General features: G+C 67.0%; 12 protein-coding genes and 3 rRNA genes. 13 read left to right on the forward strand and 2 right to left on the reverse strand.

Translation table 11 applies throughout. The features are described 5' to 3' along the window. The first annotated feature begins 11 nt into the window (after positions 1 to 11). The 13 genes from dapB (at position 12) to OG500_RS25685 (ending at position 16,334) form a co-directional block, all read left to right on the forward strand. The gene (gene dapB / locus OG500_RS25625; protein ID WP_327069168.1) at positions 12 to 758 is read left to right on the forward strand and encodes a 4-hydroxy-tetrahydrodipicolinate reductase; all 747 of its coding nucleotides are present in this window, start codon (positions 12 to 14) and stop codon (positions 756 to 758) included. Between the two features lie 15 nt (positions 759 to 773). Next, positions 774 to 1,214: a tetratricopeptide repeat protein gene (locus OG500_RS25630; RefSeq protein WP_327069169.1), complete on the forward strand. Its 441-nt coding sequence runs from the start codon at positions 774 to 776 to the stop codon at positions 1,212 to 1,214. Beyond that, entirely contained in the window at positions 1,211 to 1,945 is a 735-nt protein-coding gene (gene thyX / locus OG500_RS25635) for an FAD-dependent thymidylate synthase (protein WP_327069170.1), read from the forward strand. Before OG500_RS25630 ends, thyX begins: the two co-directional genes overlap by 4 nt. A 229-nt stretch (positions 1,946 to 2,174) precedes the next feature. Next, complete coding sequence (gene dapA, locus OG500_RS25640; protein WP_327069171.1) at positions 2,175 to 3,089, forward strand: 4-hydroxy-tetrahydrodipicolinate synthase; 915 nt, start codon at positions 2,175 to 2,177, stop codon at positions 3,087 to 3,089. Between the two features lie 204 nt (positions 3,090 to 3,293). Then, positions 3,294 to 4,979, forward strand: a complete 1,686-nt coding sequence (locus OG500_RS25645) for a ribonuclease J (protein ID WP_327069172.1) — start codon at positions 3,294 to 3,296, stop codon at positions 4,977 to 4,979. Between the two features lie 563 nt (positions 4,980 to 5,542). Next, a 16S ribosomal RNA gene (locus tag OG500_RS25650) occupies positions 5,543 to 7,064 on the forward strand. 277 nt (positions 7,065 to 7,341) lie between these two features. Beyond that, a 23S ribosomal RNA gene (locus OG500_RS25655) occupies positions 7,342 to 10,461 on the forward strand. Positions 10,462 to 10,548: 87 nt separating this feature from the next. Further along, a 5S ribosomal RNA gene (gene rrf, locus OG500_RS25660) occupies positions 10,549 to 10,665 on the forward strand. The 16S, 23S and 5S rRNA genes sit together here, the layout of an rRNA operon. A 240-nt stretch (positions 10,666 to 10,905) precedes the next feature. Then, complete coding sequence (locus tag OG500_RS25665) at positions 10,906 to 11,592, forward strand: ABC transporter ATP-binding protein (protein ID WP_329587741.1); 687 nt, start codon at positions 10,906 to 10,908, stop codon at positions 11,590 to 11,592. A gap of 184 nt (positions 11,593 to 11,776) precedes the next feature. Further along, positions 11,777 to 14,431, forward strand: coding sequence for a sensor histidine kinase KdpD (locus OG500_RS25670; RefSeq protein ID WP_327069174.1), 2,655 nt, complete (start codon positions 11,777 to 11,779; stop codon positions 14,429 to 14,431). After that, complete coding sequence (locus OG500_RS25675) at positions 14,428 to 15,108, forward strand: response regulator (protein WP_327069175.1); 681 nt, start codon at positions 14,428 to 14,430, stop codon at positions 15,106 to 15,108. The genes OG500_RS25670 and OG500_RS25675 overlap by 4 nt, the downstream gene beginning before the upstream one ends. Before the next feature lie 54 nt (positions 15,109 to 15,162). Beyond that, on the forward strand, positions 15,163 to 15,570 hold the full coding sequence (locus tag OG500_RS25680; protein ID WP_327069176.1) for an OB-fold nucleic acid binding domain-containing protein: 408 nt from the start codon (positions 15,163 to 15,165) through the stop codon (positions 15,568 to 15,570). Beyond that, complete coding sequence (locus tag OG500_RS25685) at positions 15,567 to 16,334, forward strand: DUF3159 domain-containing protein (protein WP_327069177.1); 768 nt, start codon at positions 15,567 to 15,569, stop codon at positions 16,332 to 16,334. The genes OG500_RS25680 and OG500_RS25685 overlap by 4 nt, the downstream gene beginning before the upstream one ends. Before the next feature lie 76 nt (positions 16,335 to 16,410). Here the strand turns inward: OG500_RS25685 and OG500_RS25690 are convergent, their stop codons facing one another. Together OG500_RS25690 and OG500_RS25695 are read right to left on the reverse strand one after the other, a co-directional pair. Further along, the gene (locus OG500_RS25690; RefSeq protein WP_327069178.1) at positions 16,411 to 17,082 is read right to left on the reverse strand and encodes a potassium channel family protein; all 672 of its coding nucleotides are present in this window, start codon (positions 17,080 to 17,082) and stop codon (positions 16,411 to 16,413) included. After that, positions 17,082 to 17,747, reverse strand: coding sequence for a potassium channel family protein (locus OG500_RS25695; protein WP_327069179.1), 666 nt, complete (start codon positions 17,745 to 17,747; stop codon positions 17,082 to 17,084). Before OG500_RS25695 ends, OG500_RS25690 begins: the two co-directional genes overlap by 1 nt. Positions 17,748 to 17,867 lie beyond the last annotated feature (120 nt).

Raw genomic sequence — 17,867 nt, forward strand, 5'->3', positions numbered from 1 at the left:
AAGGACAGCTCATGACCCTGCGCGTCGCCGTGATCGGCGCCACCGGCCGGATCGGCTCGGAGGCCGTCAAGGCCGTCGAGGCCGCCGAGGACCTGGAGCTGGTCGCCGCGCTCGGCCGGGGCTCCAAGCTGGAGACCCTGGTGGAGAGCGGCGCCGAGGTGGCCGTCGAGCTGACCCACCCCGACTCGGTGATGCGCAACCTCGACTTCTGCCTGCACAACGGCATCCACGTGGTCACCGGCACCACCGGCTGGGACGAGGCACGGCTCGCCGAGGTGGACCACTGGCTCGCCCGGCTGCCCGAGGTCGGGCTGCTGATCGCCCCCAACTTCTCCATCGGCGCGGTGCTCACCATGCACTTCGCCCAGCAGGCGGCGAAGTACTTCGAGTCCGTCGAGGTGGTCGAGCTGCACCACGACCGCAAGGCCGACGCCCCCTCGGGCACCGCCACCCGCACCGCGCAGCTGATCGCCGCCGCCCGGGACGCGGCCGGCCTGCCGCGGCAGTCGGACCCGACCACCCACGGGCTGCCCGGTGCCCGCGGTGCGGACGTCGACGGGGTGCCGGTGCACGCGGTGCGGCTGCGCGGCCTGCTGGCCCACCAGGAGGTGCTCTTCGGGGACACCGGCGAGACCCTGACGATCCGTCACGACTCGCTGCACCACAGCTGCTTCATGCCCGGCATCCTGCTCGGGGTGCGCCGGGTCGGGCAGACCCCGGGGCGGACCCTGGGTCTCGAAAACTTCCTCGACCTGTGAGCCGGTGAACCGCGAATGACCTCCCGTACCGGCTTCTTCATCCTCGCCGCCGTGCTGCTGCTGACCGCGCTGGTCTGCGTCGGCGAGGGCGTCCAACTCATCGCCACCGGAAAGCCGTTCGGCATCGGCATCGGGATCTGCGCGTTCATCATCCCGGGCATCGGCGTGTGGTTCCTGCGCCAGACGGTCAGGTTCGGGCGCACCACCGAGGCGATGTCGCGCGAGTTGGAGGCCGAGGGCGGCCTGCCGGTGGACGAGCTGCGCCGCACCTCCGGCGGACGGATCGACCGCGCCTCGGCCGACGAGGTGTTCGCCAAGCGACGGGCCGAGGCCGAGGCCGAGCCGGGCGACTGGCGGGTCTGGTTCCGCCTCGCCGTCGCGTACGCGGATGCCGGGGACACTCCGCGGGCCCGCAAGACCATGCACCACGCCATCAAGTTGAGGAGTAACCCGTGACCGACGAAGCAGCGGCCACCCCCACGTTCCGCAGCGACGTCACGGTGGAGCTGGTCCGCAGCGCCGCCACCGACACCGACGTGCTCTGGGCGGCCCGCGTCTCGACCAAGGGCGAGCAGTCCCTGGAGTCGCTGGCGCAGGACCCGGCGAAGTCCACGGGCCTGATCAACTTCCTGATGCGCGACCGGCACGGCACCCCGTTCGAGCACAACTCGATGACCTTCTTCATCAGCGCGCCGATCTTCGTCTTCCGCGAGTTCCACCGCCACCGCAGCGGCTGGTCCTACAACGAGGAGAGCGGGCGCTACCGCGAGCTGCAGCCGGTCTTCTACGTCCCGGGCCAGGAGCGCAAGCTGGTCCAGCAGGGCCGCCCCGGCCGGTACGAGTTCGTCGAGGGCACCGCCGAGCAGCACAAGACGGTGACCACGGCGATGGAGCGCTCCTACACCCAGGCCTACGCCGAGTACCAGGAGATGCTGGCCGCCGGCGTGGCCCGTGAGGTGGCCCGCGCGGTGCTGCCGGTGGGCCTGTTCTCCTCCATGTACGCGACCTGCAACGCCCGTTCGCTGATGCACTTCCTCTCGCTGCGCACCAAGGCGGAGAACGCCAAGGTGCCGAGCTTCCCGCAGCGGGAGATCGAGATGGTGGCCGAGCGGATGGAGGCGATCTGGGCCGAGCTGATGCCGCTCACCCATGCGGCCTTCAACGAGCACGGTCGGGTCGCGCCCTGACCTGGCCGGATAGGCATATGGACGCATTGGCCCGGCATGTCTGGATTGCGACCGATTCGGGCGCTCCCTAGGCTCAGGGCACGGATTCCGGCGCCACTTGAACCCCCGAGCGGGTGGCGCCGGAATCCTATGATGTGTCCGGATTTCAGGCCGGCTCTCCGGGCTCCCGCTGTCCGAACCTTGGACCGGAGTCACGGCCTCCTTATCGGCTACGAGTATTTTTGGACCCATGGCTCCGACCTCCACACCGACAGCTGCCCTCGCCACCGCGCCCTTCGGCCGGGTTCTGACCGCGATGGTGACCCCGTTCACCCCCGATGGTGAGCTCGACCTCGACGGCGCCCAGCGCCTGGCGACCCACCTGGTGGACTCCGGCAACGACGGACTGGTGCTCAACGGCACCACCGGCGAGTCGCCGACCACCAGCGACGCCGAGAAGGCGGAGCTCGTGCGGGCCGTGGTGGCGGCGGTCGGCGACCGGGCCCAGGTGATCTCGGGCGTCGGCACCAATGACACGGCGCACAGCGTGGAGCTGGCCCGGCAGGCCGAGGCCGCCGGCGCCCACGGTCTGCTGGTGGTCACCCCGTACTACAGCAAGCCCCCGCAGGAGGGCCTGTACCGGCACAGCGTCGCGGTGGCCGACGCCACCGGGCTGCCGGTGATGCTCTACGACATCCCGGGTCGGAGCGGCGTCGCGCTGAGCCACGAGACGCTGGTCCGGCTCGGCGAGCACCCGCGGATCGTCGCCAACAAGGACGCCAAGGGCGACCTGGGCGCCGCGGCCTGGGCGATCGCCCGCTCCGGCCTCGCCTGGTACTCCGGTGACGACATGCTCAACCTGCCGCTGCTCTCCGTCGGCGCGGTCGGCGTGGTGAGCGTGGTCGGCCACGTGGTCTCCGAGCAGCTGCGCGCGATGATCGAGGCCCACACCGCGGGCCGGGTGGCCGAGGCCACCGCCATCCACCAGAGCCTGCTGCCGGTCTTCACCGGGATGTTCCGCACCCAGGGCCTGATCCTCTCCAAGGCGGCGCTGAACCTGCAGGGACACCCGGCCGGCCCGGTCCGGCTGCCGCTGGTCGACGCCACACCCGAGGAGATCGCGCAATTGAAGCAGGATCTCGCCGCAGGCGGGGTACACCTGTAGCAAAGAGACGTGCGCGCCCCCGGCTCGCCGGACCCCCGTTGCCGCACCCGGGGATCCGCCGCTGGACCGGAGCAGGCGCGAGGCGCAGCAAGCCAGCCGCTCGGTGACGGGCGGATCGACCTGACAGGTAGCTAGTACAAGCCGCGCGCCATATGTCGCCGGGAGACCCCCGGGCATGTGGCGCGCGGCGCGAAGGAGAGTCTTTTGAGCCACCCTCACCCTGACCTCGGCGCGCCCCCCGCGCTCGCGCCGAACGCGATCCGGATCACCCCGCTCGGCGGCCTCGGGGAGATCGGTCGCAACATGACCGTGCTGGAGCACGCCGGACGGCTGCTCATCATCGACTGCGGGGTGCTCTTCCCCGAGGACGAGCAGCCGGGCATCGACCTGATCCTCCCGGACTTCTCCTCGATCCGGGACCGCCTCGACAAGGTCGACGGCATCGTGCTGACCCACGGCCACGAGGACCACATCGGCGCGGTCCCGTACCTGCTCCGGGAGAACCCGGACATCCCGCTGATCGGCTCGAAGCTGACCCTGGCCCTGATCGAGGCCAAGCTCGCCGAGCACCGGATCCGGCCCTACGTGCTGGAGGTCGTCGAAGGCCAGCGCGAGCAGATCGGCCCCTTCGACTGCGAGTTCATCGCGGTCAACCACTCCATCCCGGACGCGCTCGCGGTCGCCGTCCGCACGCCCGCCGGGATGGTCGTCGCCACCGGTGACTTCAAGATGGACCAGCTCCCGCTGGACGGCCGCCTGACCGACCTGCCGGCCTTCGCCAAGCTGGCCGAGGAGGGCATGGACCTGCTGCTGGTGGACTCCACCAACGCCGAGGTCCCCGGCTTCATCCCGCACGAGCGCGACATCTCCGCCGCGCTGCGCAACGTCTTCGCCAATGCGGACAAGCGCATCATCGTCGCCTCCTTCGCCAGTCACGTGCACCGCATCCAGCAGGTGCTGGACGCCGCGCACGAGTACAAGCGGAAGGTCGCCTTCGTCGGCCGCTCGATGGTCCGCAACATGGGCATCGCCCGCGACCTCGGGTACCTGAAGGTCCCCGGCAACCTGATCGTGGACGTCAAGCAGCTCGACGACCTCCCGGACAAGGAGGTCGTGCTGGTCTGCACCGGTTCGCAGGGCGAGCCGATGGCCGCGCTGTCCCGGATGGCCAACCGCGACCACCAGATCCGGATCGTCGAGGGCGACACCGTGATCCTGGCCTCCTCGCTCATCCCGGGCAACGAGACCGCGATCTACCGGGTCATCAACGGCCTGACCCGCTGGGGCGCCAACGTCGTGCACAAGGGCAACGCCAAGGTGCACGTCTCCGGCCACGCCTCGGCCGGTGAGCTGCTCTACTTCTTCAACATCTGCCGCCCGAAGAACCTGATGCCGGTGCACGGCGAATGGCGCCACCTGCGCGCCTGCGCCGATCTCGGCATCAAGACCGGCGTGCCGAAGAACCGCACCGTGATCGCCGAGGACGGCGTGGTGGTCGACCTGGTCGACGGCGTCGCGAAGATCGTCGGCAAGGTGCAGGCCGGGTACGTGTACGTCGACGGGTCCTCGGTCGGCGACATCACCGAGTCCTCGCTGAAGGACCGCCGGATCCTCGGCGAGGAGGGCTTCATCTCGGTCTTCGTCGTGGTGGACTCCACCAGCGGGAAGATCGTCAGCGGCCCGACCATCCAGGCCCGCGGCTCCGGCATCGACGACAACGCCTTCGGCCCGGTCGTCCAGAAGCTGGAGGAGGCGCTGCGCAAGTCCGCCGACAACGGCGTGCTGGAGGTGCGCCAGGTGCAGCAGCTGGTGCGCCGCACCATCGGCAAGTGGGTGGCGGACAACTACCGCCGCCGGCCGATGATCCTGCCGGTCGTGGTCGAGGTCTGACCTCGCCTTCGATCGCGGGCATCACCCGCGCCTGACCGGCCCCGGGCAGCTCGGCTGCCCGGGGCCGGTTTGACTCCGGAGCCGCTGGTGCGTAATGTTCTCCGAGTTGCCCCGACCGCAGGAGCGGTTCGGAGGCGAAACCCCCGGACGAACAGCTTGGCGGTTTCGCACGTCCTTTTCGAAGGAAATAGCGAAACTGAAACTCTGGTAGAGTCGGGGACAGTGGAAAGCCGAAAGGCCTGAAGCGAAATGCGGAAAGCGAAGCGGAAAAGGCACTGAGCCGGATCTGATAAGCTGGAAACACGAAAGAACGAAGCGCCCGGAGGGGCCACGGAAGTGGCTGCAAAGGAAGCGTCCGTTCCTTGAGAACTCAACAGCGTGCCAAAAGTCAACGCCAGATATGTTGACATCCCCGGCCTCGATCACTGATCGGGGTTGGAGATTCCTTTTGAAGTAAAACACTAGCGAGGACGCAGTGCGCGAGGCCACCCTATTCCGGTGGTTGTCGTGCCGCTCGACGCGGGTGTTGCTCGTGCTTTTAATTAAGCACTGCCGAGCAGACATTCACGGAGAGTTTGATCCTGGCTCAGGACGAACGCTGGCGGCGTGCTTAACACATGCAAGTCGAACGGTGAAGCCCTTCGGGGTGGATCAGTGGCGAACGGGTGAGTAACACGTGGGCAATCTGCCCTGCACTCTGGGACAAGCCCTGGAAACGGGGTCTAATACCGGATACGACCTTCCTCTGCATGGGGGTTGGTGGAAAGCTCCGGCGGTGCAGGATGAGCCCGCGGCCTATCAGCTTGTTGGTGGGGTAATGGCCTACCAAGGCGACGACGGGTAGCCGGCCTGAGAGGGCGACCGGCCACACTGGGACTGAGACACGGCCCAGACTCCTACGGGAGGCAGCAGTGGGGAATATTGCACAATGGGCGAAAGCCTGATGCAGCGACGCCGCGTGAGGGATGACGGCCTTCGGGTTGTAAACCTCTTTCAGCAGGGAAGAAGCGCAAGTGACGGTACCTGCAGAAGAAGCACCGGCTAACTACGTGCCAGCAGCCGCGGTAATACGTAGGGTGCGAGCGTTGTCCGGAATTATTGGGCGTAAAGAGCTCGTAGGCGGCCTGTCGCGTCGGATGTGAAAGCCCGGGGCTTAACCCCGGGTCTGCATTCGATACGGGCAGGCTAGAGTGTGGTAGGGGAGATCGGAATTCCTGGTGTAGCGGTGAAATGCGCAGATATCAGGAGGAACACCGGTGGCGAAGGCGGATCTCTGGGCCATTACTGACGCTGAGGAGCGAAAGCGTGGGGAGCGAACAGGATTAGATACCCTGGTAGTCCACGCCGTAAACGTTGGGAACTAGGTGTTGGCGACATTCCACGTCGTCGGTGCCGCAGCTAACGCATTAAGTTCCCCGCCTGGGGAGTACGGCCGCAAGGCTAAAACTCAAAGGAATTGACGGGGGCCCGCACAAGCAGCGGAGCATGTGGCTTAATTCGACGCAACGCGAAGAACCTTACCAAGGCTTGACATATACCGGAAACGGCTAGAGATAGTCGCCCCCTTGTGGTCGGTATACAGGTGGTGCATGGTTGTCGTCAGCTCGTGTCGTGAGATGTTGGGTTAAGTCCCGCAACGAGCGCAACCCTTGTTCTGTGTTGCCAGCATGCCTTTCGGGGTGATGGGGACTCACAGGAGACTGCCGGGGTCAACTCGGAGGAAGGTGGGGACGACGTCAAATCATCATGCCCCTTATGTCTTGGGCTGCACACGTGCTACAATGGTCGGTACAAAGGGCTGCGATACCGTGAGGTGGAGCGAATCCCAAAAAGCCGGCCTCAGTTCGGATTGGGGTCTGCAACTCGACCCCATGAAGTTGGAGTTGCTAGTAATCGCAGATCAGCATGCTGCGGTGAATACGTTCCCGGGCCTTGTACACACCGCCCGTCACGTCACGAAAGTCGGTAACACCCGAAGCCGGTGGCCTAACCCTTGGGAGGGAGCCGTCGAAGGTGGGACCAGCGATTGGGACGAAGTCGTAACAAGGTAGCCGTACCGGAAGGTGCGGCTGGATCACCTCCTTTCTAAGGAGCACATGGCCGGATGCGAGCGAATGTCTCGCACGGTTGCTCATGGGTGGAACGTTGACTATTCGGCACACAGGGTTGGTTGTTTCCTAGTACTGCTTCGGCGTGGAACGGTTACGGGTGATCTGGTGTGTCGGGCACGTTGTTGGGTCCTGAGGGAACGAGTAATCGTTGTCTCAGTGCCGGTCCCACGGACCGACCTGGTGTTTGCCGGGTTGTGTAGGTGGGTGTCTGGTCGTTGTTTGAGAACTGCACAGTGGACGCGAGCATCTGTGGCCAAGTTTTTAAGGGCGCACGGTGGATGCCTTGGCACTAGGAACCGATGAAGGACGTGGGAGGCCGCGATAGGCCCCGGGGAGCTGTCAACCGAGCTTTGATCCGGGGGTGTCCGAATGGGGAAACCCGGCAGTCGTCATGGGCTGTCACCCATACCTGAACACATAGGGTATGTGGAGGGAACGCGGGGAAGTGAAACATCTCAGTACCCGCAGGAAGAGAAAACAACCGTGATTCCGGGAGTAGTGGCGAGCGAAACCGGATGAGGCTAAACCGTTGTGGTGTGAGACCCGGCAGGGGTTGCCACTTCGGGGTCGTGGGAAAGTTCTTCGGTCGTCTGCCGGCGATCGGGTGAGTCAGAAACCGTATGGGTAGTCGAAGGACATGCGAAAGGTCCGGCGTAGAGGGTAAGACCCCCGTAGACGAAACTTGTACGGCTCACTTGAGCTTCTCCCAAGTAGCACGGAGCCCGAGAAATTCCGTGTGAATCTGGCGGGACCACCCGCTAAGCCTAAATATTCCCTAGTGACCGATAGCGGATAGTACCGTGAGGGAATGGTGAAAAGTACCGCGGGAGCGGAGTGAAATAGTACCTGAAACCGTGTGCCTACAAGCCGTGGGAGCGTCGTTGGTCAGCTTGCTGATCAGCCGTGACTGCGTGCCTTTTGAAGAATGAGCCTGCGAGTTTGCGGTGTGTAGCGAGGTTAACCCGTGTGGGGTAGCCGTAGCGAAAGCGAGTCCGAATAGGGCGGTTGAGTTGCATGCCCAAGACCCGAAGCGGAGTGATCTAGCCATGGGCAGGTTGAAGCGCGGGTAAGACCGCGTGGAGGACCGAACCCACCAGGGTTGAAAACCTGGGGGATGACCTGTGGTTAGGGGTGAAAGGCCAATCAAACTCCGTGATAGCTGGTTCTCCCCGAAATGCATTTAGGTGCAGCGTCACGTGTTTCTTGCCGGAGGTAGAGCACTGGATAGGCGATGGGCCTTACCGGGTTACTGACCTTAGCCAAACTCCGAATGCCGGTAAGTGAGAGCGTGGCAGTGAGACTGTGGGGGATAAGCTCCATGGTCGAGAGGGAAACAGCCCAGAACACCGACTAAGGTCCCTAAGCGTGTGCTAAGTGGGAAAGGATGTGGAGTCGCAGAGACAACCAGGAGGTTGGCTTAGAAGCAGCCACCCTTGAAAGAGTGCGTAATAGCTCACTGGTCAAGTGATTCCGCGCCGACAATGTAGCGGGGCTCAAGCACACCACCGAAGTCGTGTCATTCACAGAATACGCCCAACGGCGCTGTGGATGGGTAGGGGAGCGTCGTGTGCCGGGTGAAGCGGCGGAGGAATCCAGTCGTGGACGGTATACGAGTGAGAATGCAGGCATGAGTAGCGATACAAGAGTGGGAAACTCTTGCGCCGATTGACCAAGGGTTCCTGGGTCAAGCTGATCTGCCCAGGGTAAGTCGGGACCTAAGGCGAGGCCGACAGGCGTAGTCGATGGACAACGGGTTGATATTCCCGTACCCGCTTTGAAGCGCCAACGCTGAACCTCTGAATGCTAAAGCCGTGAAGCCGGCCCGGAGTCTTCGGACAATGGGACGTGGTGGAGCCGCTGATCCAACAGGGTATTAGGTGAGCGATGGGGTGACGCAGGAAGGTAGTCCAGCCCGGGCGGTGGTTGTCCCGGGGTAAGGGTGTAGGACGCAAGGTAGGCAAATCCGCCTTGCACATAGTCTGAGACCTGATGCCGAGCCGATTGTGGTGAAGTGGATGATCCTATGCTGTCGAGAAAAGCCTCTAGCGAGTTTCATGGCGGCCCGTACCCCAAACCGACTCAGGTGGTCAGGTAGAGAATACCGAGGCGTTCGGGTGAACTATGGTTAAGGAACTCGGCAAAATGCCCCCGTAACTTCGGGAGAAGGGGGGCCGGAACTGGTGGAGGCACTTGCTGCCCGAGCTGGGGCCGGCCGCAGAGACCAGCGAGAAGCGACTGTTTACTAAAAACACAGGTCCGTGCGAAGCCGTAAGGCGATGTATACGGACTGACGCCTGCCCGGTGCTGGAACGTTAAGGGGACCGGTTAGCTCTGATTCGTCGGGGCGAAGCTGAGAACTTAAGCGCCAGTAAACGGCGGTGGTAACTATAACCATCCTAAGGTAGCGAAATTCCTTGTCGGGTAAGTTCCGACCTGCACGAATGGCGTAACGACTTCTCGACTGTCTCAACCATAGGCCCGGTGAAATTGCATTACGAGTAAAGATGCTCGTTTCGCGCAGCAGGACGGAAAGACCCCGGGACCTTTACTATAGCTTGATATTGGTGTTCGGTTCGGCTTGTGTAGGATAGGTGGGAGACTTTGAAGCGGCAACGCCAGTTGTTGTGGAGTCGACGTTGAAATACCACTCTGGTCGTGCTGGATGTCTAACCTGGGTCCGTGATCCGGATCAGGGACAGTGTCTGGTGGGTAGTTTAACTGGGGCGGTTGCCTCCTAAAGAGTAACGGAGGCGCCCAAAGGTTCCCTCAGCCTGGTTGGCAATCAGGTGTTGAGTGTAAGTGCACAAGGGAGCTTGACTGTGAGACCGACGGGTCGAGCAGGTGCGAAAGCAGGGACTAGTGATCCGGCGGTGGCTTGTGGAAGCGCCGTCGCTCAACGGATAAAAGGTACCCCGGGGATAACAGGCTGATCTTCCCCAAGAGTCCATATCGACGGGATGGTTTGGCACCTCGATGTCGGCTCGTCGCATCCTGGGGCTGGAGTAGGTCCCAAGGGTTGGGCTGTTCGCCCATTAAAGCGGTACGCGAGCTGGGTTTAGAACGTCGTGAGACAGTTCGGTCCCTATCCGCTGTGCGCGTAGGAGTGTTGAGAAGGGCTGTCCCTAGTACGAGAGGACCGGGACGGACGAACCTCTGGTGTGCCAGTTGTCCTGCCAAGGGCATGGCTGGTTGGCTACGTTCGGGAGGGATAACCGCTGAAAGCATCTAAGCGGGAAGCCTGCTTCGAGATGAGCACTCCCACCTCCTTGAGAGGGTAAGGCTCCCAGTAGACGACTGGGTTGATAGGCCGGATGTGGAAGCCCTGTAAGGGGTGGAGCTGACCGGTACTAATAGGCCGAGGGCTTGTCCTCAGTTGCTCGCGTCCACTGTGTTGTTCTGAAACAACGACCCCCGCCAGGGAAAGAACGGGCGGGTTGCGGTCGACAGTTTCATAGTGTTTCGGTGGTCATAGCGTGAGGGAAACGCCCGGTTACATTCCGAACCCGGAAGCTAAGCCTCACAGCGCCGATGGTACTGCAGGGGGGACCCTGTGGGAGAGTAGGACGCCGCCGAACAATCATTCAGAGAAAGCCCCGCCCCGGGAGACCGGGTGCGGGGCTTTTTCGCGTTCATGACCAATTCCGCCCGGCCGCGCTTGCCGCGTGAGAGAGCCCGCTGCCGCCCTGGGCGGCCCATAAGGGAAATCCTCGGCTCCGAACCCCCCGCGGATCACCTGTTCGGGGTTACCGTACTGATCCAGGTGACTGCCGGATGCCGGCGGAACGGGAGGGGACCGCACTGTGAGTCAGCAGCAGATGAGCACCACGCTCGCGCCCATGATCGAGGTCGAGGACGTCTGGCGCAGTTTCGGCAGTGGTGACACCGCCGTGCACGCGCTGCGCGGTGTCTCGTTCAGTGTTCGGCGCGGCGAGCTCACCGCGCTCCGTGGCCGCTCCGGCTCCGGCAAGACCACCCTGCTCAACCTGGTCGGCGGCCTGGACGGTCCGACCTCGGGCCGGATCACGCTGGACGGCGAGAACCTCGCCGAGCTGGACGAGCCCGGCCGCCTCGGGCTGCGACGCGACCGGATCGGCTTCGTCTTCCAGTCCTTCGGACTGATCCCGATCCTGACCGCGGCGGAGAACGTCGGGGTGCCGATGCGTCTGCGCAAGGTCCCGACGGCCCAGCGCGAGGAGCGGGTGGCCACGCTGCTCGCACTGGTGGGGCTGGCCGACCACGCGGAGCAGCGGCCCACCGAGATGTCCGGCGGGCAGCAGCAGCGGGTGGCGATCGCCCGGGCGCTGGCGAACGAGCCGGCTCTGATCATCGCGGACGAGCCGACCGGTCAGCTCGACTCGGAGACCGGCCGCTCGGTGATGGAGCTGCTGCGCGCCGTGGTGCGCAGCGAGGGCGTGACGGTCCTGGTGGCGACCCACGACCCCCAGCTGATGGAGCTGGCCGACCGGGTGATCGAGCTGCGCGACGGCCACATCGTGGAGTGAACCCCGGGTGCGGGCCGGTCGTCGAACGCGTTGGCGAGAGCCCCCATAGGTCGTCAAGATGCCGCTAAATCTACCTTCCGACCAGCCTGATCGAAGGCGAGCGCCGCCTCACCCCGTAGTCTCGACTGCGCGAACAGGCGTCCGGGGGTGGTCCCGGGCGTGGGCACGATCAAGAATGGGACGCATGGCACGCGGAAGGCTGCGGATCTACCTCGGGGCGGCCCCCGGGGTGGGGAAGACGTACGCGATGCTCTGCGAGGCGCACCGGCGGCTGGCCCGCGGCACGGACGTGGTGGTCGGATTCGTCGAGCACCACAACCGGTCCAACACCGCGGAGCTGCTGAACGGCCTGGAGGCCGTGCAGCGGCGGGTGATGGAGCACCGGGGCGCCGAGTTCACCGAGCTCGACCTGGACGCGCTGCTGGCCCGCAAGCCGCAGGTGGCCCTGGTGGACGAGCTGGCTCATACCAACGTCCCGGGCAGCCGTAACGCCAAGCGCTGGCAGGACGTCGAGGAGCTGCTCGCAGCCGGCATCGACGTGATATCCACCGTCAACATCCAGCACCTGGAGTCGCTGGGTGACGTGGTCGAGGGCATCACGGGCGTGCGCCAGCGTGAGACGGTGCCCGACGAGGTGGTCCGCCGGGCCGACCAGATCGAGCTGGTCGACATGTCCCCGCAGGCGCTGCGCCGGCGGCTGGCCCACGGCAACGTCTACGCGCCGGAGAAGATCAACGCGGCGCTCTCCAACTACTTCCGCCCCGGCAACCTGACCGCGCTGCGCGAGCTGGCGCTGCTGTGGACCGCCGACCGGGTGGACGAGTACCTGCAGACCTACCGCGCCGAGCAGGGGATAGACAGCACCTGGCAGGCCCGCGAGCGGATCGTGGTCGGCCTGACCGGTGGCCCCGAGGGCGCCACGCTGATCCGCCGGGCCGCGCGGATCGCCGCCAAGGGCTCGGGCAGCGAGCTGCTCGCCGTGCACATCACGCGTTCCGACGGCCTGGCGACCGGCGGCTCCCCGCAGGCGCTGATCGAGCAGCGCGCGCTGGTGGAGAGCCTGGGCGGCAGCTTCCACACCGTGCTGGGCGACGACCCGGCGCACGCCATGCTGGACTTCGCCCGCGGGGTGAACGCGACCCAGATCGTGCTCGGCTCCAGCCGCCGCAAGGCCTGGCAGTACGTCTACGGTCCCGGTGTCGGCTCCACGGTGGCCCGCGACTCGGGCGACATCGACGTGCACATCGTCACCCACGAGCACGTGGCGCACGGTCGCGGCCGGCGGTTGCCGCTGCGCAAGGTGACCGATCTCGGCCGTCCCCGCGCCATCAGCGGCTGGCTGATCGGCGTGGCCGGTCCGCCGCTGCTGGCCGTGCTGCTGACCCAGGTGCGCGACACCGGGCTGCCCACCGACATGCTCCTCTTCTTCTCGGTGACGATCTCGGCGGCGCTGGTCGGCGGCCTCTTCCCGGCGATCGCCTCCGCGGTGGTCAGCTCCACCGCGCTCAACTACTACTTCACCCCGCCGACCCACACCCTGACCATCTCGGATCCGCAGAACATCCTGGCGGTGGGCATCTTCACGGCGGTGGGCATCGCGGTGGCCACGGTGGTGGACCTGGCCGCCCGGCGCACCCACGAGGCGGCGCGCAGCCAGGCCGAGGCCCAGACGCTCAGCGCGCTGGCCGGCACCGTGCTGCGGGCACCCACCGGTGAGGGCCTGAGCGCCCTGCTCGACCAGGTCAGGGAGACCTTCCAGCAGGACGCGGTGGCGCTGCTGGAGCGCCTGGACGAGCACGAGCCGTGGACCTGCACGGCCGCCAGCGGCTCCCAGCCGCCGAGCCGCCCGGAGGACGGGGACGCGGACGTGCCGCTGGGCGAGAACCTCGCGCTGGTGCTCTCCGGTCGCGTCCTGCCGGCCGCGGACCGTCGGCTGCTCGGCGCCTTCGCCGCCCAGGCCTCCGTCCTGCTGGAGCGCCGCCGGCTGGCCAAGGAGGCCGCCGCCGCCCGCCGCCAGGCCGAGGGCAACCGGATCCGCACCGCGCTGCTGGCCGCCGTCTCGCACGACCTGCGCACCCCGCTGGCCGGGATCAAGGCCAACGTCTCCTCGCTGCGGGCCGAGGACGTCCAGTGGGACGAGGCGGACGAGCGGGAGCTGCTCGCGGGCATCGAGGCGGGTGCCGACCGGCTGGACCACCTGATCAACAACCTGCTGGACATGAGCCGGCTGCAGACCGGCACGGTCACCCCGCTGATCCAGGAGGTGGACCTGGACGAGGTGGTGCCCTTCGCGCTCGGCGGGGTCCCGCTGGAGTCGGTGCGCCTGGACGTGCCGGAGACCCTGCCGATGGTGCCGGCCGATGCCGGGCTGCTGGAACGGGCGCTGGCCAACCTGATCGAGAACGCCGTGAAGTACAGCCCGCCGGACGTGAAGGTGCTGGTCAAGGCCGATGTGCTGGAGCCCGCGCCGGCCGGCCTCGGGGCGGCCGGCGCGGCGGGAAGAGTCGAGCTTCGCGTGGTCGACCGGGGGCGCGGGGTCCCCGAGGAGGCCAAGGAGAAGATCTTCGCGCCCTTCCAGCGCTACGGCGACGCCCCGCGCGGCGCGGGCGTCGGGCTCGGCCTCGCCGTGGCCCGCGGCTTCGTCGAGGCGATGGGCGGCACCATCACGGCCGAGGACACCCCGGGCGGTGGACTGACCATGGTGGTCTCGCTGCCCGCCGTCGAACATCCGCCCGAGCCGGGGGACGGCTCCACCGGCTCCGATCAGGCGCCCGATCCGCCCGCCCAACCCCCGCTGACCACCTCTTCCCTGGCCCCCCGAAAGACGGAGCTCGCATGACCCGGGTCCTCGTCGTGGACGACGAACCGCAGATCGTCCGCGCCCTGGTGATCAACCTCAAGGCCCGCAAGTACGAGGTCGACGCGGCCCATGACGGTGCCAGCGCCCTCGAACTGGCCGCCGCCCGCCATCCCGACGTGGTGGTGCTCGACCTCGGCCTGCCCGACATGGACGGGGTCGAGGTGATCAAGGGTCTGCGCGGCTGGACCCGGGTGCCGATCATCGTCCTGTCGGCCCGGCACGCCTCCGACGAGAAGGTCGAGGCGCTGGACGCGGGGGCGGACGACTACGTCACCAAGCCGTTCGGCATGGACGAGCTGCTGGCCCGGATGCGCGCGGCCGTGCGCCGGGCCGAGCCGGTGGCCGGTGAGGACGACTCCCTGGTGACGACGGAGGCGTTCACCGTCGACCTGGCGGCCAAGAAGGTCAACCGGGACGGCACCGACATCCGCCTCACGCCCACCGAGTGGCACCTGCTCGAGGTGCTGGTGCGCAACGCCGGCCGGCTGGTCAGCCAGACCCAGCTGCTGCAGGAGGTCTGGGGCCCGGCGTACCGCACCGAGACCAACTACCTGCGGGTCTACCTGGCCCAGCTGCGCCGCAAGCTGGAGGTGGATCCGTCGCACCCGCGCCACTTCATCACCGAGGCCGGCATGGGATACCGCTTCGAACCCTGAGGCGAACGTGTCACGGGGCCCCGGTGGCGGGGGTCCAGCCGGTAGCCTTTCATCATGAGTGGTAACAGCAGCGACCAGCCGCAGGGCCGCCTGCGCCGGATGTTCACCCGGCTCACCTCCAGTACGGAGGAGCTCCAGGCCGAGGAGCTGCGCCAGGACTCCGTGGTGTGCGGCTGCACGCCGATCGCCGACTGCGGCGACCGCGACGTGGTCACCGTGGCGGGCACCCTGCGCACCGTCACGCTCCGCCCGCGGGCCGGCGTGCCGGCGCTGGAGGCCGAGCTCTTCGACGGGACGGACGCGCTGGACGTGGTCTGGCTCGGGCGCCGCTCGATCAACGGGATAGAGCCGGGCCGCCGGCTCACCGCCAGCGGCCGGATCAGCCACGCACGCGGGCGCCGCGTGCTCTTCAACCCTCGCTACGAGCTGCGTCCGGTGGGACAGGGGAGCGATCACCAGTGACCAATCCGCCCGGCGGCGACCACGCCGCCCCGCACACACTGATCACTGAGAACCAGCAGTTCCCCCCGGGGGTCTCGCCCGACGAGGCGCTGACCGAGGAGGAGGCCCGCGAGCGGGCCGCCCAGGACGAGGCCGCCCGCAAGGAGGCCGCGGACTCGATCATCCAGGCCTTCGGCGGCGTCCGCGGCATGATCGACATGACCCTGCCGGGCCTGGCCTTCATCGTCACCTACAACCTGACCCACCAGGTCTCCACCGCCGCCTGGGGCGCGCTCGCGCTGAGCGGCGTCTTCGTGGTGATCCGGCTGCTGCGCCGGGAGACCATCCAGCACGCCTTCAGCGGCGTCTTCGGGGTGGCCATCGGCGCGTACATCTCGATGAAGACCGGCAAGGCGGAGAACTTCTACCTGCCCGGGCTGCTGTGGAACGTCGGCTACGCCCTGGGCCTGGCGGTCTCCGCACTGGTCCGCTGGCCGCTGATCGGCCTGACCCTGGGCCCGGTGACGGGCGAGATGTTCACCTGGCGGACCCAGAACCCCGGCCGGCTGGCCGCCTATACCAAGGCCACCTGGGCCTGGGCGGTGATCATGGGCATCAAGCCGGTGATCCTCTTCCCGCTCTACTTCACCGACAACATCAACCTGCTGGGCTGGCTCAAGGTGGCGCTCGGCATCCCGCCGATGCTGCTGGCGATGTACGTGACCTGGCGGATCCTGCTCACCGCGCCGCCGCCGATCAAGGCCGAGCAGCCCGAGGATTCCTGACCGCAGGGCACGGACCGCACAGCGCGAGGGCCCGCCTCCCGATCGGGGGAGGCGGGCCCTCGCGTGCGTCCGCGCCCTACTGCGCGCCGGAGCCCGCCGAGAGCAGCGCCTCCAGCTCCTCCTCGCGCTCCTGCGCGGCCACGAAGAGCAGCTCGTCCCCGGACTCCAGGGTGTCGTCGCGGGCCGGCACCAGCACCCGGCCCTCGCGGATGATCGTCACCAGCGCGGTGTCGGTCGGCCAGCTGACGTCCCCGACCCGGGTGCCGACCAGCTCGGTGTCCGGCGCCAGGGTCAGCTCGACGAGGTTGGCGTTGCCCTGGCTGAAGCGCATCAGCCGGACCAGGTCGCCGACGCTCACCGCCTCCTCGACCAGCGCGGACATCAGGCGCGGCGTGGAGACCGCCACGTCCACGCCCCAGGACTCGTTGAAGAGCCACTCGTTCTTCGGGTTGTTCACCCGCGCGACCACCCGGGGCACCCCGTACTCGGTCTTCGCCAGCAGCGAGACCACCAGGTTGACCTTGTCGTCGCCGGTGGCCGCGATCACCACGTGGCACTGCTGGAGCGCAGCCTCGTCCAGCGCGGTGATCTCGCAGGCGTCGGCCAGCAGCCACTCCGCCATCGGCACCCGCTCCACCGAGATGGAGTTGGGGTTCTTGTCCACGAGCAGCACCTCGTGGCCGTTCTCCAGCAGCTCGCCGGCGATCGACCGGCCGACCGCACCCGCTCCCGCAATCGCTACCCGCATCAGTGACCCTCCTCCGGACCCTTGGCGAACGCGGCCTCGACCGCCGCTTGATCCGCCCGGCGCAGCATCATGTGCACCAGGTCGCCTTCCTGCACCACCATCTGGGCGGTGGGCAGCACGCCCTCGCCGAGCCGGGTGATGTACGCCACCCGGGCGCCGGCCGCCTCCTCCAGCTCCGTGAACCGGTGACCGATCCAGGACGGGGCGAAGGCCACCTCGGCCAGCTGGACGGTGCCGCTCGGGTCCTGCCACAGCGGCTCGGCGCCGGTGGGCAGCAGCCGTCGCAGCATCTGGTCGGCCGTCCACCGCACGGTGGCCACGGTCGGGATGCCCAGGCGCTGGTAGACCTCGGCGCGGCGGGGGTCGTAGATCCGGGCCGCGACGTGCTCCACGCCGAAGTTCTCCCGGGCGACCCGGGCCGCGATGATGTTGGAGTTGTCGCCGCTGCTGACGGCGGCGAAGGCCCCGGCCTCCTCGATCCCGGCCTCGCGCAGGGTGTCCTGGTCGAAGCCGACACCGGTCACCCGGCGCCCGCGGAACCCGGCGCCCAGGCGGCGGAACGCGGTGGGGTCCTGGTCGACGACGGCCACCGAGTGGCCCTGCTTCTCCAGGGCTCTGGCAAGGGCGGAACCGACGCGCCCGCAACCCATGATGACGATGTGCACGGTGCTCTTACCTCACCCGGTCCGTTGGGGTCTTGACCTGCGCAAACACCGTTCATCATCCTTCCGTGCCCGGCGACCGGGGGCGAGTGGGGGCCGCACCCGTCGGGCGGGAGCGGCTCG

This window comes from Kitasatospora sp. NBC_01250, assembly GCF_036226465.1.
Taxonomy (GTDB): domain Bacteria; phylum Actinomycetota; class Actinomycetes; order Streptomycetales; family Streptomycetaceae; genus Kitasatospora.

Excerpts from the sequence above, each read along its gene's own strand:
- dapB (WP_327069168.1), top strand. The coding sequence starts at position 12 with ATGACCCTGCGCGTCGCCGTGATCGGCGCCACCGGCCGGATCGGCTCG.
- OG500_RS25630 (WP_327069169.1), top strand. The coding sequence starts at position 774 with ATGACCTCCCGTACCGGCTTCTTCATCCTCGCCGCCGTGCTGCTGCTG.
- dapA (WP_327069171.1), top strand. The coding sequence starts at position 2,175 with ATGGCTCCGACCTCCACACCGACAGCTGCCCTCGCCACCGCGCCCTTC.
- OG500_RS25665 (WP_329587741.1), top strand. The coding sequence starts at position 10,906 with ATGAGCACCACGCTCGCGCCCATGATCGAGGTCGAGGACGTCTGGCGC.
- OG500_RS25670 (WP_327069174.1), top strand. The coding sequence starts at position 11,777 with ATGGCACGCGGAAGGCTGCGGATCTACCTCGGGGCGGCCCCCGGGGTG.
- OG500_RS25675 (WP_327069175.1), top strand. The coding sequence starts at position 14,428 with ATGACCCGGGTCCTCGTCGTGGACGACGAACCGCAGATCGTCCGCGCC.
- OG500_RS25680 (WP_327069176.1), top strand. The coding sequence starts at position 15,163 with ATGAGTGGTAACAGCAGCGACCAGCCGCAGGGCCGCCTGCGCCGGATG.
- OG500_RS25690 (WP_327069178.1), bottom strand. The coding sequence starts at position 17,082 with ATGCGGGTAGCGATTGCGGGAGCGGGTGCGGTCGGCCGGTCGATCGCC.